Here is a 23,465-nt window from a genome sequence, read left to right on the forward strand (position 1 = left end):
AGACCGCTGCCACGCCGAAAGGGAGGCCCGGGACGAGATCCGTGCCGAACCCGAGCATGGGAGAGGCGCGCCGATCAGGACCCGGCGCCGTACCCCCGCCACCTCCGGCCAGGGCGCCGGCGGCATCCCGACACCACCACCGAACGGAGCCCGCGCATGCCCGCGCTCTTCTCCTGGCGCAGAGGGAAATCCGCCGTCCTTCTCGCCGTCCTCGTGTTCGTCGCCGCCATCAGCATGGCGCGCGCCGACGCCACGGCCGGCAGTGCCCACACCTCCGCGCCCGCGCACGCCGCCACGGTGAGCGACGCGTCCTCCGGCATCCCCCCGGCGATGCCGTGCGCGGACGTCGCCTCCCTCGACCTGGCCGCGGCCGTGCCCGACGCGCCGTTCGAGATCACTTCGGCCACCCAGCTGGCCGCCGGCAGCAACAAGCTCGGCTCCTGGGCGGCCTGTGACGTCAAGGGCGTGATCGCTCCCCAGATCCACTTCGAGCTGCGGCTGCCCCAGAGCGGCTGGCAGGCCGACTACCTCCAGCTCGGCTGCGGCGGCCTGTGCGGCAACGTGAGCACGGACAAAGCCGCGGCATCAGCGGGATGCGTCCCGCTGACCAACGGCGCCTTCGCCGTGGCCTCCAGCGACGAGGGCCACTCCCAGGGCGGCGGGCTGTTCGGCACCGACCCGACGCTGCGCGCGGACTTCGGCTACAAGTCGGACCACCAGCTGGTGCGGGTGGCCAAGGCCATCATCGCGAAGTACTACGGCCGTTCTGCCGCGCACTCCTATTTCGACGGCTGCTCCCAGGGCGGCCACCAGGGCCTGACCGAGGCCCAGCGCTACCCTGACGACTTCGACGGCATCATCGCCGGGGCGCCGGCCAACAACTTCACCGCGCTGAACACCTTCTCGCACGCCTGGACCGCCCAGTCCGTCTTCCTGCACGGCGGGCCCGCCACCCTCACCATCGCCGACCTGGCCCCGCTGCACCAGGCGGTGCTCAAGGGCTGCGGCGCCACCGACGGGATCATCGCCGTTCCCCTCGCCTGCACCTGGGACCCCGCGTCCATCAAGTGCGCCGCCGGGCAGACCGCCACGGCCGGCGACTTCTGTCTGACCGCGGACCAGGTCACCACCCTGCGCCGCATCTACGCGGGGCCGACCGACGAACGCGGGCGGCTGCTGTACCCGGGCTACCAACTGCGCGGCTCGGAGCTGAACTGGGCCGGCATCATCGTGCCGGCCACGGCGACGGGCACCACCGGCGACATCAACTTTGTCCAGGACGCGCTGCGTTACCTGGTCTTCGACGATCCGCGTCCCGGACTGACGCACAAGGACGTCCGGTTCACCGACGCGTCCTTCAAGAAGATCATGACGCCGAACGAGGGCATGTACGACGCGACGGACCCCGATCTGAAGGCGTTCAAGGCCTCCGGCGGCAAGCTCATCCTGTGGCACGGCCTGGCCGACCAGCACATCCCGGCCGTCGGCACCCTGGCCTACTACAAGGCGGTGACGAAGACGATGGGCGGCACTTCGGCGACCGAGGACTTCGCCCGGCTCTTCCTCCTGCCCGGCGTCGCGCACTGCGGCGGCGGACAGGGCCCGGACTCGTTCGACGCGCTGACGGCCCTGGTCGACTGGGTCACCAAGGGAACGGCCCCCAAGAGCCTGCTGACCGCGTCGGCCGGCAGCGACGGCACCGCCACCGCCTCCCGTCCGGCCTACCCCTTCCCCTACGTCGCCAAGAACACCACCGGCGGGCCCTCCGACGAGGCCGGCAGCTACACACCCGTGCTCTCCCAGGCGGAGTCCGGCCTGACGCTGAACTGGCTCGGCTCCTTCCGCTCCGGCTATGAGACGACGGGCGCCTGGCTGCACGGCACATGGGTCGTCACTCACGGCAAGGCGTAAACAACACGAACCGTCGACGCCGCCGGATCTCCGGCGGCGTCGCCATTCCCACCAGACCCTCAAGTCGCGTCAGCCCCCCGCATACGTCAATGTGATTTGACGATATAGCTGATTCGGGCGCATGCCGAAGAACAGGAGATTAGGTCGACCTTCTCGTGCGGAGAATGATCACAGGGACGCACCCCGATGGAGGTTGACCGTGCGCATCACCAGGATTTTCGGGATTGCAGCGAGCAGCGTGCTGCTCGCGGGAGTTGCGGCTTCCGGTACGGCCGTGGCGGCGGATTCCAATGAGGTCGTCGTATTCAGAAACGAATTCGTGCCGCTGTCCGTTTATCAGGATCCGCACGGCTGCCAAAAACTCCCCGTGGACGCACATGTGCTGACGAACCGCACCGACCGCCCGGTCACGGTCTACGGCGACCCGTTCTGTCTGACCCCCGGCCTCACCGTGCAACCGGGATACGGAGCGCACGTGGCGCCCGGCAGCGGCAGCTTCTCCGCCTGACGTGAAAAGCGGACAGAACTCCTCCGCCGATCGAGTCACCACCCGGACCATCCGGACCACCCGGACCCACCCAACCAGGCGCCGTCCGCCCTGCGTTTCCCCTTCACACCAGGAGAACTGCTGCACATGACCGTCGACGTCGTCGTCATGGGGCTCGGCCATGTCGGCTTACCGCTCGCCCGCGCCGCGCTCTCGGCCGGCCTCGCCACCGCCGGATACGACGTGTCCGGCACGGTGGTGTCCGGTCTCACCGAGGGCCGCTCGCATGTCGGCGGCGTCTCGGACACGGACGTCGCGGCCATGCTGGGCGCCGGTTTCCGCGCCACCACCGACCCCGCGGTCCTGGACGGCGCGCAGACCGTGGTGATCTGTGTGCCGACCGGGCTCACCCCGCAGGGGTTACCCGACCTGTCCGCGGTGGAGGACGCGTCCAGGGCCGTCGCGGCCCGGCTGCGGACCGGCATGCTCGTCGTGCTGGAGTCCACCAGCTACCCCGGCACCACCGAGGACGTCGTCAGGCCGCTGCTGGAGCACGGCAGCGGCCTGCGCGCGGGCGAGGACTTCCACCTGGCGTACTCGCCGCAGCGCATCGACCCTGGCAACCCCACCTGGGGAGTCGCCAACACCCCGAAGATCGTGAGCGGTTGCACCGCGCTGTGCACCAAGTACGCCACCGCCTTCTACGGGCGGTTCGTCGACCAGCTCGTCGTCGCCCGCGGCACGCGGGAGGCGGAGATGGCCAAACTCCTGGAGAACACCTACCGCTACGTCAACATCGCCCTGGCCGACGAGGTCGCGCTGTTCTGCCACCGGACCGGCATCGACGTCTGGGACGTCCTGCACTGCGCCGCGACCAAACCCTTCGGGTTCGCACCGTTCACCCCCGGCCCCGGCGTAGGCGGGCACTGCATCCCCGTCGATCCCCGCTATCTGGCCGCGCGGGCCGAGTCCCAGGGCTTCCCCTTCCGCATGCTGGCGGCCGCGCACGAAGTGCTCACCCATATGCCGCGGCATGTCGTGGACCGGGCCCTGGCCCTGCTCGGCGAGGCCCGCGGCCGGACCGAGGGCACACACGTCCTCCTGCTCGGCGTCACCTACAAGGCCGACGTGGCCGACGTACGGGAGACACCGGCGAGACCGGTGGCCGCGGAACTGCTCGCCGCCGGGGTCCGCGTGTCGTACCACGACCCGTACGTCACCGACTTCACCGTGGACGGCCGGCCGCTGCCCCGCGCCACGGATCTGCGTGCCGCCCTCGACGAGGCGGACGTGGCGGTCCTGCTCCAGGACCACGCCTGTTACGCCAGGGAGGCGCTGGGCAGAGCCCGGTGCGCCCTGCTGGACACCCGCGGCAAGGCCGTGGGCAGCAACGTCACGCTGCTCTGACCCGGGCGGGCCCTGCGCCGCCCGCAGCCGCAGCCTGTCGCTCCCTCAGCCGGCGCCGCCGTACGGCGCCTTCGGCCGGCGTGCCGCCGGCACCCCCAGACTCCGCGCAGCGCACCGCCCTGCGCGGCAGCGGCCCCTGACCAGGCGCCGCGAAGCCGTCGTCCCCGCGGGACGAGGCCACCCGAGAAAGCACAGAAGGAGACACCACATGAGCACCGCTGTCGCCAACGACCGTCTGGTCAAGCGTTTCGAGAAGTGGGACACCGACGGCAACGGCGTCCTCGAACCCAGCGACTTCCAGGGCGAGGCCGCCCGGATCCTCGACAACCTGGGCAGGGACGCCGGCTCCCCGGAGGCCCAGGCGCTCGTGAGCGCGTTCCAGGGGCTCTACGAGCACCTGGCCGACCGCGCCGGCGTCCCCGCCGGGAGCGGCATCAGCCGGGAGCAGTTCCTCAGTGCCACGGGGGACATGCTGTTCAAGGAGGGCGAGGCCGGCTTCAACCGCGCCCTGTCCCCGGTCATCAAGGCGCTGATCACCCTGTGCGACGACAACCACGACGGACAGATCGACGACCGGGAGTTCCGCGCCTGGCTCACCGCCGTCGGTGTACCCGCCTCGCAGGCCGGCGACATGTTCCGCAAGGTCGACGCGAACGGCGACGGCCGCCTGTCCGAGGACGAACTGCTCCAGGTCGTCCGTGACTTCCACTTCGGCCGGCTGGAGGTCGAGCTCCTCGGCTGAACCGCCTGACAGGCTGCGACCCCGGAGGATGATCCTCCGGGGTCACAGCCCTGTACGGCGCCCGCGACCGGACGGCCGGCGCCGTACCGGGTCAGCCGGGCGCCGCGCCTTCGCCCAGGGGAGCGCCCTGGACGAAGGCGACGCGGGCCTCGGGGGACAGCCGCAGGTCGCGACCGCTGACCGGGCGGGGGGTGTGGATGAGGATGTTGTAGTGGTTGGGAAGATGACAGGCGTCGAAGCCGAGGACCGTGCCGACGAGCCTGTCCCCGATGCTCACCAGGTCACCGCGGTCGATCACACCGCCGCACACCAGCTCCGCGAAGCCGAGGAAGCCCACCCGGTCGATCCGGGCGCCGGGCCGCGGATCCCACTGGTCGGTGCTGACCAGTTCGTGCACCTCGCCCCGCCGCACACAGCGGGCCGCGTGCTCCTCCAGCCGCATGCCGCGGTCGGTGCGGTGGTGGGTGAGCACCTTGACCACGGCGCCGCGCACGACGCGCTTGGCGCCGTCCTCCGCCGGGTTCACCGGTCCGCCTCCGCCGCCGGCTCGGGCGTCCGCGCGCCGGGCACCGGGCCCTGCGCCCGGCGGTAGGCCTCCGCCACCAGCTCCAGGGCCGGCAGGCCGCCGTGCGCCCCCGCTCCGGCCGAAACGCGGCCGGCGGCGAGCGCCGCGAACTCCGTGAGGATCGCCTCGTACTCGTGCCACAGCGACGCCTTGAAGCCCGGGTGGCCGGCCAGCATGTCGGCGCACAGGACCTCCCCGCCGGCCATGGTCACCTGGACGTCCTTGAGCTCTCCCGGGTACGACCAGTCCAGCTCCACCGACGCTGTGGCCCCGGCGCGGCTGTGCAGGCGGAGCACGGCCCGCCGGTCGACGCCCGCGCCGTCGCGCTGGATCTCGCAGCCGGTGACCGTGACCTCGCCGAGCAGCAGCCGCACCAGGTCGAGGGCGTTCGGGCCGTTGTCGGCCACACAGCCGCCGCCGCAGCGGGCGGGGTCGAGATACCAGTCCTCGCCGACGAGATGCTCCTCGATCCGCTCCAGGTACCGCACGCGGACGGCGCGGATCTCCCGGCCCCCCGTCCGGCGCGCCAGGGCCCGGACGGCGGCGTTGTAGCGGCGGTGGAACGCCGTCATCAGCGGCACGCCCCGACGCCGGGCGGCCTCCGTCAGCAGGCGGCCCTCGGCGACGGTGAGCGCGAGCGGTTTCTCGACGCACACGGGGACACCCGCCTCCAGCACGTCCCGGCACACCGCGAGATGCGCGTGGTTGGGCACGGCTACCACCACGGCGTCCGGCCGGGCCCCGGCCAGCAGCGCGCCGTGGTCGTGGAACCGGGCGGCCGGGCCCGCGTACCGGTCCAGGGCCTCGGCGCGGGTGTCGCACACCGCCGACAGCTCCCAGCCGGGCAGCCGTTCGGCGGCGGCCAGGTAGTACGGCGAGATGGCGCCGAGCCCGACGACGCCCAGGCGCAGCGGCCGGGTCACCGCTGCTTCCCCGGGCCGACGAGACCGAGGCCGGCCAGTTCGTCGTACAGGTGCGCGGGAAGCGGGATGCCGGTGCGGCGGCGCTCGGCGGAGCGTTCCGCCTCGTACCAGCCCGGGTAGCGCACCGGCGGGCCGCCCGGCACCGGCGGGCAGTCGGTGAGCGCGCCGAACAGCGACCGGGCGGCACCGGTGACGTCCGCGTCCGGACGCAGCACGCCAGGGGCGATCGCGAGGAGGAAGAAGCCGATGTCGTCGTCCCGACCGTGCGGCCGGCCGTCCCCCTCCAGGGCGGCGGGCGCCGGCCCCGTGGCCGCCCCGGAGACCACCGCGGACAGCAGCTCCACCGCGATGCCGAGACCGTAGCCCTTGTGGACGCCGGTCTCGGCCGTACCGCCGAGCCAGCGCAGGAACGCCTCACCGCGGTCGAAGGCGGACGGGTCGGTGATCGGGTCGCCCGCGGCGTCCTCCAGCCATCCCGCGGGCACCGGGGTTCCCCGGCGGGCGGCGACACGGACCCGGCCGGTCGGCGCGACGGTGGTGCTCATGTCCAGCAGGAAGGGGTGGCCGTCGAGGGCCGGGGCGGCGACGCTCAGCGGGTTGGTGCCGAGCATCGCCACGGCGCCGCCCGGGGGCCGTGCGATGCGCTGGCCCCCGCAGTTGCTCGTGACCACGCCGATCATCCCGGCGTGCGCGGCGCGCACGGCGTGGAAGCCGGCGCACCCGAAGTGGGTGGCGCCGCGCACGGACACCAGGCCCACGCCGTGCCGGCGGGCCCTGGCCACGGCGTCGTCCATCGCCTCGGCCGCGACCCACAGGCCCAGGGCGCGGCGGGCGTCGACGACGGCGCAGGCGCCCAGGTCGGTGAGGGTCCGGGGTTCGGCCCGGGGGTCGCAGCGGCCCGACTCCAGCAGCGGCAGGTAGAGCCGGGTGAGGTTGAACACCCCGTGCGAGTCCAGGCCGTTGAGGTCTCCGTGGCACAGCGCGTCGGCGGCGAGCCGGGCCCTCGGCTCCGGAATGCCGTGCCCGGCGAACAGACCGGCGAGCGCGGCGCGCAGCTCGGCGTGACCGACGACGACAGCGGGGGCCTCGTCGACCGCCGCGGAGGCAGTGGGTGCCGGGGAGGCGGTGGGTGCGGGGGAGCGGGTGGGTGCCGTCATCCAGGGTTCCTTACGGGAGAGGTGGGTCGGCGGTCTTCGGCGAAGAGCGTGACGAGGTGGCGGACGACCCCCGCGAACTCCTCCAGATCGGCGAGGGCGACGAACTCCCCGGGCGCGTGCGCGCGGTTGGCGGCCAGGTCGCCCGGGCCGAGCACGGCGGTGAAGGCGTCGTCCAGGCCTGCGGCCCAGATGGCGTCGCAGGTGAAACCGGGGTCGTCGGCCGCCGGGCGGGCGCCGGCGCGGGCCAGCAGGGCCTCGGCCCAGGGATCGCGGTTGTCCAGCGCGGGCAGACCGCGCTTGTCCCAGTCGAGCCGGGTGATGTCCGCCGCGTCCCGTGCGGTGCGGGCGAACTCCCGCGTGCCGGAGAAGAGTTCGGCGAATCGGGCCAGGCCGCCGGTGACGTGCCGGGCCACCGCGTCCCCGAGCCGCCGGCCGGCCTCGGTGGTGCGGTAGGAGAGGTTCACCAGCAGGGTGCCGGTGCCGTGGACGCGGTTGTGGGTGCGGCCGGTGTGCAGCCCGGCCAGGCACACCCGGGCGCCGGGCACGGCCCCGTCCAGGCGGGCGGCGAGGTGCTGGGCGAGAAAGCCGAGCAGCACGGTGGCGTTGTGCCCGGCGTCCGGGTGGTCGTCCACGGCGTCCTCGCCGGTGACGGTGATCCGGGCGGTCATCGAGGCGGTGGCCCGGGGCAGCGCGCGCAGCCCGGTCGGCTCGCAGAACACGTTGAGGCGCCCGTGGTGGCCGGCCTCCAGCAGCGGGCGGGTGCCGTAAGTGCCGAGGGCGCCGCCCTCCTCGCCGGCGACGGCCTGGATCAGCACGGTGACGTCCCGTCCGACGGCCGGGTGCGCCGCGGCGGCCCGCAGCCCGGCGAGGAGGGCGACGGCGGGGCCCTTGGCGTCGACCGCGCCCCGGCCGGTGAAGGTCACGCCGTCGAAGGCGGGCGGGACGTGCCCGGCGACGGTGTCGAGATGGACGTTGAACATCACGGTGTCCGCGCGCGGCCGTTCGGGCCCCAGCCGCAGCAGCAGGCTCGGCTGGCCGGCGAGGAAACGCGGGTCGCGCGCGGCGGCGCGGACCGTGGCGGGCACTCCCGGGCGTGCCAGGCAGGCGGCCGGCGGAGCGGCGAGAGACAGGGTGCGGAACCCGGCCCCGGCCGCGGCCTCCGCGTACCGTTCGAGGACGCCGGGCAGCTGCGACGGCGGATCGTCCGGACCGGCCTCCAGCGGGTTGACGCTGGGCAGCCGCAGCAGCTCCAGCAGCAGGTTCCGGTCCTGGTCCGTGAACAGAGGGGTCACGCCGTACCGTCCGGGCGGCGGGCGGGGGCCGGCTCCAGGGTCCGCAGCAGCCGGGTGAGCGCCTTCCCGGCCCGCACGAACAGGCCGGCGGCGTCCGCACCGGCCCGCAGCAGGCCCGCATGGGGGCGTACGGCGAGGTGCGGTTCGAGCGAGAGGGCGCCGGTGTAGCCGTGGGCGGCGAGGACCCGCAGGCAGGCGGCTACCTCCGCCTCCCCGTCACCGGGCAGGGTGTACGCGGTGTCCCCGTCCGGGGTGCGCACGCCGTCCTTGATGTGGACGTGGGCCACGTAAGGGGCGAGTTCGCGGAGCAGATCCAGTGCCCGGTAGCCGTACGGCACGCCGTTGCCGGTGTCGAACAGCAGGCGCAGGGCCGGGCTGTCGACGGCGCGCAGCAGCCTGAGCGTGCGGTCGGCGCGCTCTGCGGCCCAGCCCGCGCAGTTCTCGTGCACCAGCACCAGGCCCGCGCGCCGGGCGCGGTCGGCCAGAACGGCGACGCGGGCGAGCACGCGGTCGGCCCACTCGGTCTCGCCCAGGCCGTCGTTGGGGTACGACATGATCCGCACGAACCGGCAGCCCAGCGCCGCGGACCGCTCGGCGAGCACGTCCAGTTCCGCGAGGTCCGCGGCGAGGTCGCCGGTGACGGGACGGGACCAGTTGCCGATCCTGGAGGCCACGGCGACCACCGTGACGCCGGCGTCCTGAAGCCGCCGGGTCAGCGTGCGGAAGTCGGGTGGGGGCAGATCGGCCAGGGCGGTGCCGTCGACCGATCGCAGTTCGATGGCGCGCCAGCCCAGCTCCCGCAGGGCGGCCAGCTGGCCGTCGGCGCCGGGCGCGGCCTCGTCGCCGATGCCGGCCAGAGGACCGAACGCGGGGCAGCGGTGCGTGGCGCCGCCGTACCCGGGCACGTCAGCGGCTCCCGGCGCGGGCGCGCGGCGCGGCGGCGCACCGGTCCCGGGCCTCGCACAGCAACCGGGCCGCGGCGCAGGCGAGTTCGAAGCCGGAGGTGCCCGTGGAGCCGCCGGCGTCCACGGCCCCGGAGGCGAAGCGGCGGTAGACGCCGGCCAGGAAATCGGCCAGGGCGTCGTCCCGGATCACCTGCCGGCCGGGTTCCGGCACACCGCCGGCGACCGTGGCCCCGGCCCGCGCAGGCGTGCCGCCCAGGACCGGGGCTCCCGACGCCGCGGCCACTCCGCCCCTGGCCGGGTCGCCCGCCCACGCGGGCCCCGCGTCCGCGACCGGCCCCGGCCATGCGGGCATGCCGTCCGTCACGGAGGCCCCCGACCCCGTGGGCGCAGCGTCCCCGGCAGACGCCTCCAACGGTGGGAACGCACCACCACCGGACACCGGCGCGCCCTCCCCGCAGGCCGTCACCACCAGCTGGGCGTGATCGTCGTCCTCGCTGAGCGGGAAGTGGGCCGTGACGGTGCCGGCGTCGAACTCGCAGCGGACGCTGCGCTGCCGTACGGGCGCGCCGAGGTCGGAGCGCAGGAGCGTGAACACCCCGGAGTGATGCTCCAGTTCCAGGTGCGCGCCGCCCAGGCCGGGCAGCCGCCCGTCCTCGCAGTACAGGTCCCAGCAGTGCGCGGCCCGCAGCTCGGCCGGGCCGGCCAGGTCGAGGGCGAGCGCCAGGGAGTGGGGGATCTCCACGTCCAGGGCGGTGGTGTGGCTGTCGGTGGCCAGCGAGCGCGAGAAGCGGGGTTTGTGCTGGTCGACGGTGATACGGCGGAGCCGGCCGAGCCGGCCGTCGCGGGCCAGGCGGCGCAGCCGGGCCGCGAGCCGGGAGGCGGTCCAGTGCGAGACGGGCACCAGGTCGAGGCCCGCCTCGCCGCGGAGCCGGACGAGCGCGTCGAGTTCGGCGCGGGACGCGGCCAGCGGCTTCTCCACGATCATCCGGCGCACGCCGTGCCCGGCGAGCGCGGCGACCACGCCGTGCCGAACCTGGGGCGGCGTGCACACATGGGCCACCGCGTCCGCGGGATCCACCAGCGCCACGGCCTCCTCGAGGGTGGCGACGACCGTCACCTCGCCCGGCGCGCAGGCCGGTCGGAGAGCGGCGGCGCGCGGGTCGCAGCCCACGGCGGGAAGGGCCACCGGCAGGTCACTCGCGACACTGGTGCTTTCGCTCCGCCGGACCAGCCGGGTGAGCGTCCTCAGATGCAGTCCCGATCCGGAACGGCCGAGCCCGACCACGAGGGGCTGCAGCACAGGGCCTCCTAGTCCGTGCGCCAACTTCCTTGCGACGCAGGACTATTGCCGTGCCCGCAGGAAATGGTCAAGGGATCCGGAATGCCATTACCCACAAAGTGTGAACATGATCCTTTCCGTACTCCGTGGCCTCTGAAAGCGCTTAGCTTTGTCATTCGGAACAGTTCGACGGGGCGGGTGACACATGACGTCCGGCATGGATTTTTCGCAACGGTCCGGGGGCGGATTAGCGGACGCGGAAGAAGCGCCGCACGCGATTCCCTTCTTCTCTCAGGCCAAAACCTTCGAACAGCTGTGGCCTACCCTCGAAAAGGCCCTGGAGGAGGTTTTCGACAGCGGCAAGTTCTCCCACGGAAAACAGGTCGGGCAACTGGAAGAAGCGCTCGCGGGCTACACGGGCGCCCGGCACGTGGTCGGCGTGAACAGCGGCACGGACGCGCTCGTCCTGCTGCTGCGCGCCTGCGGGCTGCAACCCGGTGACGGCGTGCTGGTGCCGGCGTACTCCTTCTTCGCCACCGCTTCCTCCGTCGTCCTCGCGGGCGGGCGGCCGGAGTTCGTCGACATCGACCCGGCGACGTACGCCATGGACCCGGCGGCGCTGGAGGCGGCCGTCACCGAGCGGAGCCGGTTCGTGATGCCGGTGCACCTGTTCCACACCATGGCCGACATGGCGGCCGTCACCGAGGTCGCGCGGCGGCACGGACTGACCGTCGTCGAGGACAGCGCCGAGGCGATCGGGATGCGCCGGGGCGGTGTGCACGCGGGTCTGCACGGCGCCGGGGGAGTGCTGTCCTTCTTCCCCTCCAAGACGCTGGGCGCCCTCGGGGACGCGGGAGCCGTGCTCACCGACGACCCGGACGTGGCGCACACCGTCGACGCCCTGCGCCACCACGGCCGCGCCGGCCGCACGCTGAACGACTTCAGGGCCATCTCCACCGAGACGGTGCGGCCGGGCGTGAACAGCAAGATGGACGACATCCAGGCCGCCGTGCTGCTCGCCAAACTGCCGCTCCTGGAAGGGCACATCGCGCGCCGCGCCGAGCTGGCCGCCGCCTACACCGCCCGCCTGCGGGACGTACCCGGCGTCGTCCGCCTGCCGCGGGAGAGCGCCGAGGACCCCGGCGACCGCGACGTGTACTACGTCTATCTGATCGAGACCGAGGACCGCGACGGCCTCGTCGCCCATCTGGCGCGGCACGGCATCGGCACCGAGGTCTACTACCCGCTGCCGCTGCCCCACCAGCCCGCCTTCGCCCGGCTCGGCCACCGGCCGGGCGACTACCCGCACGCCGAGGCGGCGGCCCGGCACGCCGTGGCCCTGCCGTTCCACCCCGATCTCGGTCCCGGCGACGTGGACCGCGTGTGCGACACCGTCCGCCGCTTCTTCGCCGGATCGAGGACGCCCGCATGACCGTATCGCCCCCTGCCGCCGTCCCCTTCTTCCCGCCCGGCCTCTTCGAAGCCGACCGCGCCGCGTTCATCGGGCTCGTCCGGGAGATCGGCCTGGACCCGGAGCAGCGTTTCATCCTGGGCCGGCGCACCGCCGCCCTCGAGGAACTGCTGCGCGACGACCTCGGGGCCGCCGACGTGGTCGCCTGCTCCAGCGGCACCTCCGCGCTCTCCCTGGTGCTGCGGGCCGTCGGCATCGGCCCCGGCGACGAGGTGATCGTGCCCGCCTTCGGCTGCGCGCCGCTCGCCGCGTCGGTGGCCGGCACCGGCGCCGTCCCGGTCTTCGCTGACATCCGCCCGGACACCCTCACCCTGGACCCGGAACACGCCGAACACCTCGTCACCGCGCGGACCAGGGCGGTGATGCCCGCCCACATGTTCTCGGTGATGGCCGACATGCCCCGGTTCACCGAGCTGGCCCGCCGGCACGGACTGCGCCTGGTGGAGGACTCGGCGGTCGCCCAGGGCGGCGTGCTGCGCGGTGTCCCGGCCGGGCTGTGGGGCGAAGCCGGCGTCTACTCCTTCGTGCAGGTCAAGACCTGCGGCATGCCCGGCGAGGGCGGGGTGGTCGTCACCCGCGACGCCGCGCTCGGCGAGACGGTGCGGACGCTGCGCAACCACGGCCAGCCGGCCGGGCGGCGCTTCCTTCACCGGGCCGTCGGACTCAACAGCCGCTTCGACGAGATCCAGGCCGCCTTCCAGCTGCACCGCTACGCCGGTTTCCCGGCGCGGCTGGCGCGGCGCGCCGAGATCGCCGCCTACTACAGCGAGCGCTTCACGCCGCTGGCCGACCGCGGCGTCGTACCGCCACCGCCCGATCAGGACGGCCGGTGCTTCTACGTCTACACGGTGCTCGCCGCCGACCGGGACGCGCTCGCCGCGTACCTGGCCGAGCGGGGTGTGGCCACGCACGTCTACTACCCGCGTCCGCTGCCCGCGCATGCCGCCTTCGCGCCCTACGCGCCGCCCGGCGCCCGCTGGCCGCGGGCGGAGCAGGCCGCACGCCGCCATCTGTCGCTCCCGGTCCACCACCTGCTGACCGACGCCCAGGTCGAGCAGGTCGCCGACCTCGTGTGCGCCTTCGCCCACGAGCACCGCTGACGCGAGGGGCCACCACCCGGGCCGCCCCACACCGGGACGGCAGGCGGCACTCGCCCCACCGGCGCCCTCCGACACACCCAGACGCCAACGCAGTTCGCCGCACGGGAGGCAACGCCCCGCGGCGCACGGAAACGCAAAGAGGTCACCCATGACGGACAGCATCGCGGCCGGACGTCCGGCGTCCGCCGCGCGCTCCGGCAGCCGGCTGCGGGTCTACGCGCGGCTCGGCAAGCTGGACGTGTACGACTACTACCTCGGCATCTTCCTCGCCCTGTCCGCCTCCCTCTTCCCGGTCGGCGACTTCACCGCCCGGCAGGCGCTGGTGCTGACGCTGTTCCTGGCCGGGGAGATCGCGGTCCTGATGGCGATGGTCGCCCTGGACGACGTCACCGGCTTCCGGGACGGCAGCGACCTCGCCAACTACGGCCCCGACAACCCGCTGCGCAGCAAGGCGCGCAAACCCCTCGTCGCCGGCACGCTGACGGTCCCTCAGGCGCTGTGGTTCGCCTGGCTGTCCGCGGCGGCGGGCGCGGTGCTGTGGGCGGGCGCCGCGGCGCTGGCCCCGCACCGCCCGCTGTGGGCGCTGATCGCGGCGGGGGCGCTGTTCGCCGTGTCGCTGCAGTACTCGTACGGCCTGAAGATCAGCTACCACGGTTTCCAGGAGGCGTTCCTCGTCGCGCTCGGCGCCGTGCTCGTGATCGTGCCCTACGGCCTGGTGACGGGGGAGTGGTCGGGGTTCCTGACGGTGCAGGCGGTGCTCTTCGGGTTCGGGCCGCTGATGTTCGGCGTGTACTCCAACACCAATGACGTCGCCGGCGACCGGGCCGTGGGCCGTCCCACCGTGGCCGCCCTGGTGTCGGAGCGGGGCAACGCCGTCTTCATCGGGGCGCTGTCTCTCACCGAGTTCCTGATCGGCGTTCTCGCCTCCGGGACCGGCGTCGCCCCGTGGTGGTTCGTGCTGCTGATGCTGCCGGCGACCGCGCTGCGGGCCCGCCAGTACCTGACCGGGTTCGTCCGCGGGGACATCATGACGGCCCGCCGCACCGGCTTCGCCGTGCACCGGCTCAGCGTGCTGCTGATGACCGCGGCCGCCGTCCTGCTGGGAACGGGGACCCTGCGATGAGGCCCGACCTGGACGTCGCGGTGGTCGGCGCCGGCATCGCCGGGCTGACCGCCGCCCACGAACTGCGCCGCGCCGGGCTGTCCGTGCGGGTGTACGAGCAACTGCCCGAGGTGGGCGGCCGGATGCGCAGTGTCCGCCGCGACGGCTGGACCGTGGACACCGGCGCCGAGCAGCTCGCCCCGCGCGGGTACCGCGCCACCTGGGAGCTGCTGCGCCGGGTCGGCGCCGGCCCCGCGGAGGTGCCCCAGGTCGGCGGCCTGCCGGCCGTGTGGCGCGACGGCCGGGCCCGCCTCGGCGTCGGCGAGCCCACGGCCGTGCTCACCGGCGCCGGCCTGTCCGCCCGCGCCCGGCTCGACCTGGCCGCCTTCTCCGCGTGGACCGGACGCCACCGGGCCCGGTTCGACGGCGACCGCCCCGAGGACAGCCCGTTCGGCGCGGCGACCGTGCGGGAGGCGGCCGCCCGCTACCATCCCGACCTGCACGACTACCTCCTCCAGCCGGTCGCGGGCTGCTTCTTCGGCTGGGACACCGCCCGCTCCGCCGCCGCGCCGCTGGTGAGCCTGCTGCTGGAGGCGGGCTCACCGTCCGGCTGGCGCACCTACCGCACCGGCATGGACTTCCTGGCCCGGCGACTGGCCGAGGACACCGACGTGGAGGCCGGGCGCGCCGTACGGGAGGTCACCGACGCCGGCGACCACGTTGTACTGCGGCTCGACGACGGCGAGGTCCGGGCGCGGGCTGCCGTGCTGGCCGTACCGGCACCGGTCGCGGCGGCACTCCGCCCGGACGTCCCCGCCGACGAGCGGCCCTTCCTCACGGCCTGCACCTTCACCCCGATGCTCAAGATCAGCTACCTGCTGGAGCGCCCGCTGGCTCCGCCCGCCCGGCGCCCGCTGCACATCCTGCTCACCCCGGCGGCCGAGGACGACGTGCTCTCCGGGGTCGTCGTGGACCACGCCAAGGATCCCGGCCGGGCCCCGGCAGGCCGCGGGCTGATCACCCTGGTGGCCGGGCCGCGCCGGGTCCGCGACCTGCTCGACGCCTCGCCCGACGACGCCGCGCACGTACTGATCCGCGCGGCGGAACGGTACGTGCCGGGCATCACCGGCGCCCGGCGCCACCATCTCGTGCACGCCTTCCGCCACGGCCTGCCGGAGGCCACCCCGCAGGCCCTGCGGGAGCGCCCCGGCTTCCTGGCGCGCCCGGCACGCGCCGTGGAGTACGCCGGGGACTGGGTGATGCTGCGGCCCGCGTCCGAGGGCGCCGTACGCGCCGGCGCCCTGGCCGCCTCGCGGGTGCTGAGCAGGCTCGGGCGGCACCGGCCGTCCGCGGACCGAGCGGAGGAGAGCCGTGCGACCGCATGACATGGGGACCCTGTTCGACGAGGCGGCGGCGGGCGGCGCCCGGACCGTGTTCCACCTCGACCGGCCCTTCGACATCGCCCCGGACGCCGGCACCCGGTGGACCGTCGACAAACTCGCCGCCCTCGTCCGGGCCACCGCCGCCCGGCTCGCCGCCGCCGGAGTCCGGCCCGGCGACCGCGTGGCCGTGGCGAAGGACAACCACTGGGACTACGACCTGCTGGCCTGCGCCGCCGTCCGGATCGGCGCCGTACCCGCCCAGCTGTCCGCCCGGCTCGACACCGCGGACCTCACCACCCTGCTGGACCGGCTGCGGCCGGCCGCACTGGTCACCACCTCAGCGGTGCTGGCCCGCTGCCGCGAGGCCGCGGCCGGCCCGCCGGCGCCGGTCTGCGTCACCGTCGACACCGCCGTGCCCGGCGCCGCCCACCTTCCCGCGCTGGACGCCTCCGGCCCGAGCGGGCCGGTACGCCGCCACGCCGACGAACCGCTGGTGATCCACCACACCTCCGGGACGACCGGCGTCCCCAAGCTGGTGGTGCACTCCACCCGGACCCTCGTGCACAAACTGGCCCGCTTCGAGGCGGTGCGCCACCCGGGCATCGGCATCCGCCCGGACGACGTGCTGTGCACGGTCAGCGCGTACGGCCACGGGCGCACGTTCTGCTGGACGGCGGTGGTGGTGTCGCTCGCGCCGGCCGAGGTACTCGTCCTCACCAGCGACGACCCGGACACCGCCGACCCGCTGCTGCGCGCGCACCGGCCCACCGTGGTCGAGGCCCTGCCCTCCTCCTACACCCGGCTGCGCCCGCTCACCGCACGGCTGGACAACCCGTTCCGGCGCGTACGGCTGTACATCAGCACCTACGACGCCGTGCACCCGCCCGTCCTCGGCGCCTACCTGAGGGCCAGCCGCCGCCCTCGCCCGCTGTGGATGCAGGGCTGGGGCCAGACCGAGACCGGGCCGCTGACGTTCCGCTTCCACACCCGGCGCTCCGCGCTCGCCCCGGACGCCGCGTCCACCACCCGCCGGCTCGGCCGTCCCGTCCCGGTCAAGACCCGGCTGCGCGTGGTGGACCCGGACACGCTGCGCCCGGTGCCGCGCGGCCGCCCCGGCCTGCTGCTGGTGCGCACGGCGGCCCTCGCCCAGGGGTACGTCGGCGAACCGGACCGCTGGGACGCCAAACACGTCGGCGGCTGGTGGGCCACCGGCGACGTGGGGGTGCTGCACCGCGACGGCAGCGTCAGCCTCCTGGACCGGGAGGCCGACCGCCTGCCCGGGATGAGCTGCCTGCACACCGAGGACCTGCTGGAGCACCGGCTGCCGCAGGCGATGGAGTGCGTGATCGTGCGCGACCAGGACGGCGCCCCGCTGCCGGTCGTGGTCACCGCCGACGGCCGGCTGGACCGGGACGCCTGGAAACAGGCCGCACAGGGGCTGCCGGCGCTGCCCCCGCCCACCGTCCTCGCCTGGGACGACGTCCCGCGCACCGGCACCGGCAAGGTCCGTCGCACCGCCCTCGCCCGGCAGCTCACCGGCGCCGCGGCCACCGGCACCGGACGCTGGACCTGACACGCCGTCACCCGCCTTGTCCGTGAGAGGAAGAGGAGCCCCTTCGTGCCCCAGCCGTTCCCCCCACGGGAAACCGTGCCCCAGCCGCCGCCCGCCCCCGAGGAGGCCCGCCCGGTCTTCGGCAACGGCACCGCGCACAGCCGCGACCAGCACCGCTGCCTGGCCGCCGCGTACGACCCGGTGACCCTGCCCCGGCTGGCCGCCGCCGGTGTCGGACCCGGCTGGCGGTGCCTGGAGATCGGCGCGGGCGGCGGCAGCATCGCGCGCTGGCTGGCGCAGCGCGTCCTCCCCGGTGGCTCGGTCCTCGCCACCGACCGCGACCTCCGCGACCTGGTGCCCGGACCGGGCCTGGAAGTCGCCGCGCTCGACGTGGCCCGCGACCCGTTCCCCGAAGCGGCTTACGACCTGGTGGTGGCCCGGCTGGTGCTCCAGCACGTGCCCACCCGGGACGCCGTGCTGCGCACGCTGGTGCGCTCCCTGAAACCCGGCGGCCTGCTGCAGATCGACGAGATCGACGCCTCCTACGAACCCCCGCTCCTCACCCCGGACCCGCAGTCCGAGGCCCTGTACGTCCGGTTCCTCCACGCCAAGACGGCGGCCCTCCGCGCCGCGGGCGGCGACCCGCACTGGGGACGGCGGGTGCCGGCCGCGATGCGGGAGGCGGGGCTGACCGACCTGGACGTGCGGATGCACATCGGCGTACGGCACGCCCAGGACCCCGGGCTGGCGCTCCAGCTGAACCACACCCGCAACCTGCGGGACCGGCTCCGGGAACAGGGCATGACCGACGACGAACTCGACCGGGTGGCGCGGCTGATGCGGGACCCGTCCTTCCGGGCCGCCTCCAGCGTCTTCTACTCCGTGCAGGGCCGCCGCCCGGCGCGGGAGCGGCCGTGACGCCGCGCCTCGGCACCGAGACCCGGCCCCGCACCGCCACCGCGGTCGCGGAACGGCTGCTGCGGCACACCGCCCAGGCCCTGCCGGACACCGGCGGGCCGGAACCGGGGCGGGCCGTCCTCGACTGGACCGGTCCCGTCACGACGGACCTGCCGGACGAGCGGGCCGTGCAGGCCGCCTGCGGCGTGATGCACGTCCACGGCCGGGCCACCGGCGGCCCGGCCCCGCTGGCCGTGGACTACGCGTCGGCCGCCGCCGGAGCACTGGCCGCGCTCGGCGCCACCGCGCTGCGCGTCGGCCGGGCCCGCGGCCTGGACCTCAGCGAGGTGCGCACCTCGGTGGCGCAGGGCGCGCTGCTGGCGGTCGGCCAGTACCTCGCCGCAGCGACGGCCGACGGCGGTTCCGGCCCGCCCGACCCGGACCCGCCGCAGCCGCCGCCGGACTCCGCCGGGAGGGCGGCGGAGGGCCTTGCGACCCTGGTGGCATGCGACGGCACCCGGGTGGAGATCGAGACCCTGGACCCCTTCGCCTGGCGGGAGTTCTGGGCACGGCTCGGGGCGTCGCCCGCGCTCGCGGGCCGCGGCTGGCTGCCCTTCCAGCAGCGGTTCGCCACCGCCGTCTGCCCGTTGCCCGACGCCCTGCGGCAGGCCGCGCTCCGGTACACCCCGGAGCAGCTGCGCGCCGCCGCGGACCGGACCGGCGTCAGCCTTCTCGTCGTGGGCCACGACCCCGCCCCCGCCGTACGCCCGGCCCCCTGGGAACTGACCCCCGGCCCGGCGCCGGCCCGGACGCACGGCGTGCCCGGCCCTCGCAGCGCCGCCCCGGACCCCTTCCTGCCGCTGGCGGGACTGCGCGTGGTGGAGTCCACCCGCCGGGTGCAGGGGCCGCTCGCCGGGCATCTGCTGCGGATGCTGGGCGCCGACGTCGTACGGATCGAACCGCCTGGCGGCGACCCGATGCGCGGGCTCCCCCCGCTGGCGGGGCAGTGCTCGGCCCGCTTCCTGGCGCTCAACGCGCACAAGCCGGTCGTCGAGGCCGACCTGACCACCGCTCAGGGCCGTGACACCGTCCGCGCCCTGGCCGCCGACGCCGACGTGTTCCTGCACAACTGGGCGCCCGGAAAGGCCTCCCGCTTCGGCCTGACCGCCGACGGCCTGCTCGCCGGATGCCCGTCCCTGGTGTACGCCGAGGCGTCCGGCTTCGGCGACGCCTTCGGCCCCCGGGCTCCCGTGGGCACCGACTACCTCGCCCAGGTGCACAGCGGCCTGGCCGCCGCGGTACGGCCCGCGGAAGACCCCCCGGCGCCCTCCCTGATGACCCTCACCGACGTGCTCGGCGGACTGCTGTGCGCCCAGGGCGCGGTGGCGGCGCTGGCGCTCCGCGAGGCGACCGGCCGGGGTGCCCGTGTCCGGTCCTCCCTGCTCTCCGCGGGCGTCCTGGTGCCCCGCCCGGCGCACCGGGTCCGCTGGACGCCGCTGGACCGGCCGCTGCGCACCGCCGACGGCCACCTGTATCTCGGCGAGGGCGCCCGGCGGGACCCGGAGTCGGTGTGCCGAGTGCTGGACGGCGCCGACCCCGCGTTCCCGGCGGACGCCGCGGCCCGCTTCGCCCGCCGTACGACCGGTCGGTGGCTGGCGCGGCTGGCCGATGCGGGCCTGACGGCGACCCCCGTGCTGACCGACCTGACCGGCCTGGCCCACGATCCCGCCTTCCGGACCGCCGTCCTGCCGCCGGACCCGGCCACGGGTCACGCCCGTCCGGCGCCTCCCTGGGAGTTCGCATGACGCGCACCTTCGAGGGGGAGCCGGCGCGGCCACTGCTTCGTCCGCGGGAGCGCGCTCGGCGGCCGCTCCTTCCGCGGGGCATTCGACCACCCCTGCTTTCAAGGGAGTTCACGTGACGACCACCTCTTCCGAAGGAGCCCGCGGGACCACCGCCCCCGCCGCGGGGGAGGCCGGGCGCGCCGCGCCGCCGGTGTGGACCTCGCGCGCCGGAATCCCCTTCCCCGACCTCGTGCCCCGCGACCTGCGCCGCGCCTGGGTGCGGGCTGGCCTGTGCCCGGACGCCGACCTGTACACCCTGTTCACCGCCCAGGTCCGCGCCCACCCCGGCCGGGACGCGCTGGTGGACGACGCCGGTGTGCTGTCGTACGCGGCCCTCGCCGCCGAAGTGCGCCGCGTCGCCGCCGCGTTCGAGCGGGCGGGACTGGCGGCCGGGGACGTCGTCGCGGTGCGGCTGCCCAACGGACGCGACGCCGTGGCCGCCGAACTCGCCGTCTACGCGCTCGGCGCGGTCGCCCTCCCGCTGCCTGCGGGCGGCGACGACCGGGACCTGCGGGCCCTGCTGGCCCGCTCCCGCGCCGCCGGTGCCGTCCTCACGGCACCGCGCGAGGCCGAGGCGGTCGCGGATCTGCCGCATCTGCGCACGGTGCTCGTCCCCGGCCCCGGCGACGACCGGACCCCGGGCCTGCACCCCCCGCACCCCGCGCCCTTCCGCGCCCGGCCCCGCCGGACGGTCGATCCGTACGGCCCCGCCCGCATCCTGGTGTCCTCGGGTTCGGAGGCCGAACCGAAGATGGTCGCCTACAGCCATCACGCCCTGGCCGGCGGCCGGGCCCGCTACGTCCGTGCCCTCCACGCGGACCCCTCGGCGCCGCCCCGTCACCTGGTCCTCGTGCCGCTGGCCTCCTCCTTCGGCTCCCTCGGCACGCCGGTCACCCTCGCCGCCCTCGGCGGCACCCTGATCGTGCAGCGGGCGTTCGACGCGGCCGGCGCACTGCGCCTGATCGCCCGGCACCGGCCCACCCACCTCTTCGCCGTGCCCACCATGCTCCGCCGCATCGCCGACCTGCCGCCCCGCCCCGGAGAGGACACCTCCTCGCTGCGCGCCGTCGTCTCCAGCGGCGCGGCGCTGCCCGAGGCCACGGCGGAGGCCTGCCGCCGGCGGTTCGCCCGGCCGGTGGTCACCGTCTACGGCTCCTCGGACGGCGTCAACTGCCACACCGCGGGCGAGAGCCGCCCCCCGGACGGCAGCACCGGCACCCCCGACCCCTCGGTCGCCCGCATCCGGATCACCGGGCCCGACGGCGCCCCGCTGCCGACCGGCCAGGCAGGGCAGATCGAGGCCGCGGGCCCCATGACACCGATGTGCTACGTCAACGCCCCCGAACTGGACGCCCGTTACCGCACCGCCGACGGCTGGGTGCGCACCGGCGACCTGGGGCTGCTCGACGAGCACGGACGGCTGCACGTGCTGGGCCGGCTCAAGCGCATCGCGGTCCGCGGCGGCCTCAACATCAGCCTCGCCGAGGTCGAACGCGAACTCGGCACCCATCCGGCGGTGGCCGAAGCGGTCTGTGTCTCCGTACCCGACCCGGACCTGGGCGAACGCGTGTGCGCCTGCGTACGCCCCGCCCCCGGCGCCCCCGCCCCCACCCGGACCGCCCTCACCAGTCACCTGCTCGATCGCGGCCTGTCCCGGCGCAAACTCCCCGAACTGCTGCTCCTGGTCGACCAGATGCCGCTGGGCCCCAGCGGCAAGATCTGCTACCGCACCCTGGCGGACCGGGCGCGGCACCCGGAACCGTAACGCCCTCTCCTCCCAGAGCCCCCCGTCGGACGACTGGCCACGATGTGCGTCACCCCCTTGACTGGTGACGGTATCGCGCGCACAGTGAGCGTGCGGCGCCAGGTAGGTGCGCGGCCTGCATCCCTGCAGGCATCGGCGGAGTGGAGGGTGGACATGAGTGATGACAACGCGGTGGAGATCGCCGAAGCGGCGCGGCGTGCCCGGTTCGGCAAACTGCCCGAACGGGTCCGGTCCGAGGACATGACCGAGATGCGGCAGGCCTCACCGCATGGCGCGATCGGTGCCGCCTACAGCCCCGAGGGGGCGTGGCAGTACTTCTCCTGTCTGGCCCTGGACCTCGGACTGTAGGCGGGCCGGCAGGGGGTCTGGGGGAGGGCGCACAAAAAATCGACCGGCCGCCTGGTTTAGGCGGCCGGTCGACGGCTGACGGGCTTCAGAAACGGTCGACGTCGACGACGGCCTGGGCGAACGCGGTGGGCGCCTCCTGCGGCAGGTTGTGGCCGATGCCGGACAGCGTCCGGTGCTCGTACCTGCCCGTGAACCGGTCTCGGTAGGAGGCTCCGTCGCCGGGCGGGGTGAACGGGTCGCGCTCGGCGTCGAGGGTGATGGTGGGCACCTCGATGACGGGGCGGGTGGCAAGCCGCTTCTCGTAGCGGTCGTAGCGGCGCTCGCCGTCGGCGATGCCGATCCGCCAGCGATAGTTGTGGATCACGATGGCCGCGTAGTCGGGATTGTCGAAGGCGGCGGCCGTGCGCTCGAACGTGGCGTCGTCGAAGTGCCACGTCGGCGACACGGTGTCCCAGACGAAACGGCACAGGTCGTGCCGGTCCTTCTGGTCCTCCATGGCGAGGCGGCCCCGCTCGGTGGCGAAGTACCACTGGTACCACCAGGTGTGCTCCGTCGCCGCCGGCTGTGGCTTCTTCTGCGCCTCGACGTTGGTGACGACGTAGCCGCTCACCGACACCAGCGCCTTGACGCGCTCGGGCCACAGCGCGGCGATGATGTCCGCGGTCCGCGAACCCCAGTCGAAGCCGGCGAGAACGGCCTTCTCGATCTTGAGGGCGTCCATCAGGGCGATGATGTCGAGGGCGATCGCCGACTGCTGGGCGTTGCGGAACGTCCGGGCGGACAGGAAGCGCGTCGTTCCGTGGCCGCGCAGGTAGGGCACGATGACGCGGTAGCCCCGGTCCGCTAGGAGAGGGGCGACGTCGACATAGCTGTGGATGTCGTACGGCCAGCCGTGCAGGCAGATGACGACAGGCCCGTGCGCGGGCCCTGCCTCCGCGTATCCGACGTTCAGCAGGCCTGCCCTGATGTGCTTCAGCTGGGTGAAGGATGTATGCGTGCCGGGGGCCACTGTGGGAAGGGCCGGTCCGGGCGTGCCGTCGGCCGGGTAGGGGGCGGCTGAGGCGCTGGGTATGCCCTGGAGGCCGGCGAGCGTGGCCGCGCCGGCGCCCAGGCCCGCGGCCTTGTGGAACATGCGCCTGGTGATCATGGGTACCTCCGTCGTGAAGGCCGGGACGGGTGTCGCAGAAGCTCGCGCCGCGAGGCGGCTGCGGCCGTCGTACGGCCGTGTGAAGTGGTTGTGGCTTGCAGTTCGTCACCGGCCAGACGGGTGACCAATTATCGCCCGCATGGGGTGCATGGGCACCTTGAGGCCGAGGCGGGGTCGCCGTCTGTTCGA

20 protein-coding genes are annotated in these 23,465 nt (G+C 74.6%); 13 read left to right on the forward strand and 7 right to left on the reverse strand.

Annotated elements, in window-relative coordinates; translation table 11 throughout:
- The first annotated feature begins 156 nt into the window (after positions 1-156).
- From ACGFZN_RS24260 to ACGFZN_RS24275, 4 genes are all read left to right on the forward strand, one after another.
- Positions 157-1,911 (forward strand): tannase/feruloyl esterase family alpha/beta hydrolase, encoded by a 1,755-nt coding sequence (locus tag ACGFZN_RS24260; protein ID WP_393860569.1) that lies wholly within the window; start codon positions 157-159, stop codon positions 1,909-1,911.
- 199 nt (positions 1,912-2,110) lie between these two features.
- Entirely contained in the window at positions 2,111-2,419 is a 309-nt protein-coding gene (locus ACGFZN_RS24265) for a hypothetical protein (protein WP_393860570.1), read from the forward strand.
- Between the two features lie 126 nt (positions 2,420-2,545).
- Positions 2,546-3,805 (forward strand): nucleotide sugar dehydrogenase, encoded by a 1,260-nt coding sequence (locus ACGFZN_RS24270; protein ID WP_393860571.1) that lies wholly within the window; start codon positions 2,546-2,548, stop codon positions 3,803-3,805.
- A gap of 208 nt (positions 3,806-4,013) precedes the next feature.
- On the forward strand, positions 4,014-4,547 hold the full coding sequence (locus tag ACGFZN_RS24275) for an EF-hand domain-containing protein (protein ID WP_393860572.1): 534 nt from the start codon (positions 4,014-4,016) through the stop codon (positions 4,545-4,547).
- A 91-nt stretch (positions 4,548-4,638) separates the two neighbouring features.
- Here the strand turns inward: ACGFZN_RS24275 and ACGFZN_RS24280 are convergent, their stop codons facing one another.
- Genes ACGFZN_RS24280 through ACGFZN_RS24305 form a run of 6 tightly spaced genes read right to left on the reverse strand, consistent with a single transcriptional unit; the run spans position 4,639 to position 10,689 of the window.
- On the reverse strand, positions 4,639-5,073 hold the full coding sequence (locus tag ACGFZN_RS24280; RefSeq protein ID WP_393860573.1) for a DUF6917 domain-containing protein: 435 nt from the start codon (positions 5,071-5,073) through the stop codon (positions 4,639-4,641).
- Positions 5,070-6,035, reverse strand: coding sequence for a Gfo/Idh/MocA family protein (locus tag ACGFZN_RS24285; protein WP_393860574.1), 966 nt, complete (start codon positions 6,033-6,035; stop codon positions 5,070-5,072). Before ACGFZN_RS24285 ends, ACGFZN_RS24280 begins: the two co-directional genes overlap by 4 nt.
- The gene (locus tag ACGFZN_RS24290) at positions 6,032-7,192 is read right to left on the reverse strand and encodes an Ldh family oxidoreductase (protein ID WP_393860575.1); all 1,161 of its coding nucleotides are present in this window, start codon (positions 7,190-7,192) and stop codon (positions 6,032-6,034) included. The genes ACGFZN_RS24285 and ACGFZN_RS24290 overlap by 4 nt, the downstream gene beginning before the upstream one ends.
- Positions 7,189-8,484, reverse strand: coding sequence for a M20/M25/M40 family metallo-hydrolase (locus ACGFZN_RS24295; RefSeq protein WP_393860576.1), 1,296 nt, complete (start codon positions 8,482-8,484; stop codon positions 7,189-7,191). Before ACGFZN_RS24295 ends, ACGFZN_RS24290 begins: the two co-directional genes overlap by 4 nt.
- Entirely contained in the window at positions 8,481-9,389 is a 909-nt protein-coding gene (locus ACGFZN_RS24300) for a sugar phosphate isomerase/epimerase family protein (protein WP_393860577.1), read from the reverse strand. The genes ACGFZN_RS24295 and ACGFZN_RS24300 overlap by 4 nt, the downstream gene beginning before the upstream one ends.
- Position 9,390: 1 nt before the next feature.
- Positions 9,391-10,689: a Gfo/Idh/MocA family oxidoreductase gene (locus ACGFZN_RS24305; RefSeq protein WP_393860578.1), complete on the reverse strand. Its 1,299-nt coding sequence runs from the start codon at positions 10,687-10,689 to the stop codon at positions 9,391-9,393.
- 196 nt (positions 10,690-10,885) lie between these two features.
- Between ACGFZN_RS24305 and ACGFZN_RS24310 the strand changes: the two genes are divergently transcribed.
- From ACGFZN_RS24310 to ACGFZN_RS24350, 9 genes are all read left to right on the forward strand, one after another.
- Positions 10,886-12,100, forward strand: coding sequence for a DegT/DnrJ/EryC1/StrS family aminotransferase (locus ACGFZN_RS24310; RefSeq protein WP_393860579.1), 1,215 nt, complete (start codon positions 10,886-10,888; stop codon positions 12,098-12,100).
- Positions 12,097-13,239, forward strand: a complete 1,143-nt coding sequence (locus ACGFZN_RS24315) for a DegT/DnrJ/EryC1/StrS family aminotransferase (protein WP_393860580.1) — start codon at positions 12,097-12,099, stop codon at positions 13,237-13,239. The genes ACGFZN_RS24310 and ACGFZN_RS24315 overlap by 4 nt, the downstream gene beginning before the upstream one ends.
- Before the next feature lie 148 nt (positions 13,240-13,387).
- Positions 13,388-14,362 carry a UbiA family prenyltransferase gene (locus ACGFZN_RS24320; protein WP_393860581.1) on the forward strand — a complete coding sequence of 325 codons (975 nt, stop codon included), beginning with the start codon at positions 13,388-13,390 and terminating at the stop codon, positions 14,360-14,362.
- A complete protein-coding gene (locus ACGFZN_RS24325) occupies positions 14,359-15,726 on the forward strand; it encodes an FAD-dependent oxidoreductase (protein WP_393860582.1) in 1,368 nt (455 codons plus the stop codon). Before ACGFZN_RS24320 ends, ACGFZN_RS24325 begins: the two co-directional genes overlap by 4 nt.
- The gene (locus tag ACGFZN_RS24330; protein ID WP_393860583.1) at positions 15,713-17,296 is read left to right on the forward strand and encodes an AMP-binding protein; all 1,584 of its coding nucleotides are present in this window, start codon (positions 15,713-15,715) and stop codon (positions 17,294-17,296) included. The genes ACGFZN_RS24325 and ACGFZN_RS24330 overlap by 14 nt, the downstream gene beginning before the upstream one ends.
- Positions 17,297-17,341: 45 nt before the next feature.
- Complete coding sequence (locus ACGFZN_RS24335) at positions 17,342-18,193, forward strand: class I SAM-dependent methyltransferase (RefSeq protein ID WP_393860584.1); 852 nt, start codon at positions 17,342-17,344, stop codon at positions 18,191-18,193.
- Positions 18,190-19,977 carry a CoA transferase gene (locus ACGFZN_RS24340; protein WP_393860585.1) on the forward strand — a complete coding sequence of 596 codons (1,788 nt, stop codon included), beginning with the start codon at positions 18,190-18,192 and terminating at the stop codon, positions 19,975-19,977. The genes ACGFZN_RS24335 and ACGFZN_RS24340 overlap by 4 nt, the downstream gene beginning before the upstream one ends.
- 112 nt (positions 19,978-20,089) lie before the next feature.
- Positions 20,090-21,781 (forward strand): class I adenylate-forming enzyme family protein, encoded by a 1,692-nt coding sequence (locus ACGFZN_RS24345; RefSeq protein ID WP_393860586.1) that lies wholly within the window; start codon positions 20,090-20,092, stop codon positions 21,779-21,781.
- A gap of 153 nt (positions 21,782-21,934) precedes the next feature.
- Complete coding sequence (locus ACGFZN_RS24350) at positions 21,935-22,129, forward strand: hypothetical protein (protein ID WP_393860587.1); 195 nt, start codon at positions 21,935-21,937, stop codon at positions 22,127-22,129.
- Positions 22,130-22,214: 85 nt separating this feature from the next.
- Here the strand turns inward: ACGFZN_RS24350 and ACGFZN_RS24355 are convergent, their stop codons facing one another.
- Positions 22,215-23,276, reverse strand: a complete 1,062-nt coding sequence (locus ACGFZN_RS24355; protein WP_393860588.1) for an alpha/beta fold hydrolase — start codon at positions 23,274-23,276, stop codon at positions 22,215-22,217.
- Between the last annotated feature and the right edge of the window lie 189 nt (positions 23,277-23,465).

The sequence above is a fragment of the Streptomyces sp. NPDC048192 genome, from assembly GCF_043202415.1.
GTDB lineage: Bacteria > Actinomycetota > Actinomycetes > Streptomycetales > Streptomycetaceae > Streptomyces.

Bases quoted from the DNA above. Each gene is read 5' to 3' on its own strand.
- ACGFZN_RS24320 (WP_393860581.1), top strand. From the start codon at position 13,388: ATGACGGACAGCATCGCGGCCGGACGTCCGGCGTCCGCCGCGCGCTCC.
- ACGFZN_RS24270 (WP_393860571.1), top strand. From the start codon at position 2,546: ATGACCGTCGACGTCGTCGTCATGGGGCTCGGCCATGTCGGCTTACCG.
- ACGFZN_RS24310 (WP_393860579.1), top strand. From the start codon at position 10,886: ATGGATTTTTCGCAACGGTCCGGGGGCGGATTAGCGGACGCGGAAGAA.
- ACGFZN_RS24275 (WP_393860572.1), top strand. From the start codon at position 4,014: ATGAGCACCGCTGTCGCCAACGACCGTCTGGTCAAGCGTTTCGAGAAG.
- ACGFZN_RS24325 (WP_393860582.1), top strand. From the start codon at position 14,359: ATGAGGCCCGACCTGGACGTCGCGGTGGTCGGCGCCGGCATCGCCGGG.
- ACGFZN_RS24260 (WP_393860569.1), top strand. From the start codon at position 157: ATGCCCGCGCTCTTCTCCTGGCGCAGAGGGAAATCCGCCGTCCTTCTC.
- ACGFZN_RS24355 (WP_393860588.1), bottom strand. From the start codon at position 23,276: ATGATCACCAGGCGCATGTTCCACAAGGCCGCGGGCCTGGGCGCCGGC.
- ACGFZN_RS24290 (WP_393860575.1), bottom strand. From the start codon at position 7,192: ATGACGGCACCCACCCGCTCCCCCGCACCCACCGCCTCCCCGGCACCC.
- ACGFZN_RS24315 (WP_393860580.1), top strand. From the start codon at position 12,097: ATGACCGTATCGCCCCCTGCCGCCGTCCCCTTCTTCCCGCCCGGCCTC.
- ACGFZN_RS24350 (WP_393860587.1), top strand. From the start codon at position 21,935: ATGAGTGATGACAACGCGGTGGAGATCGCCGAAGCGGCGCGGCGTGCC.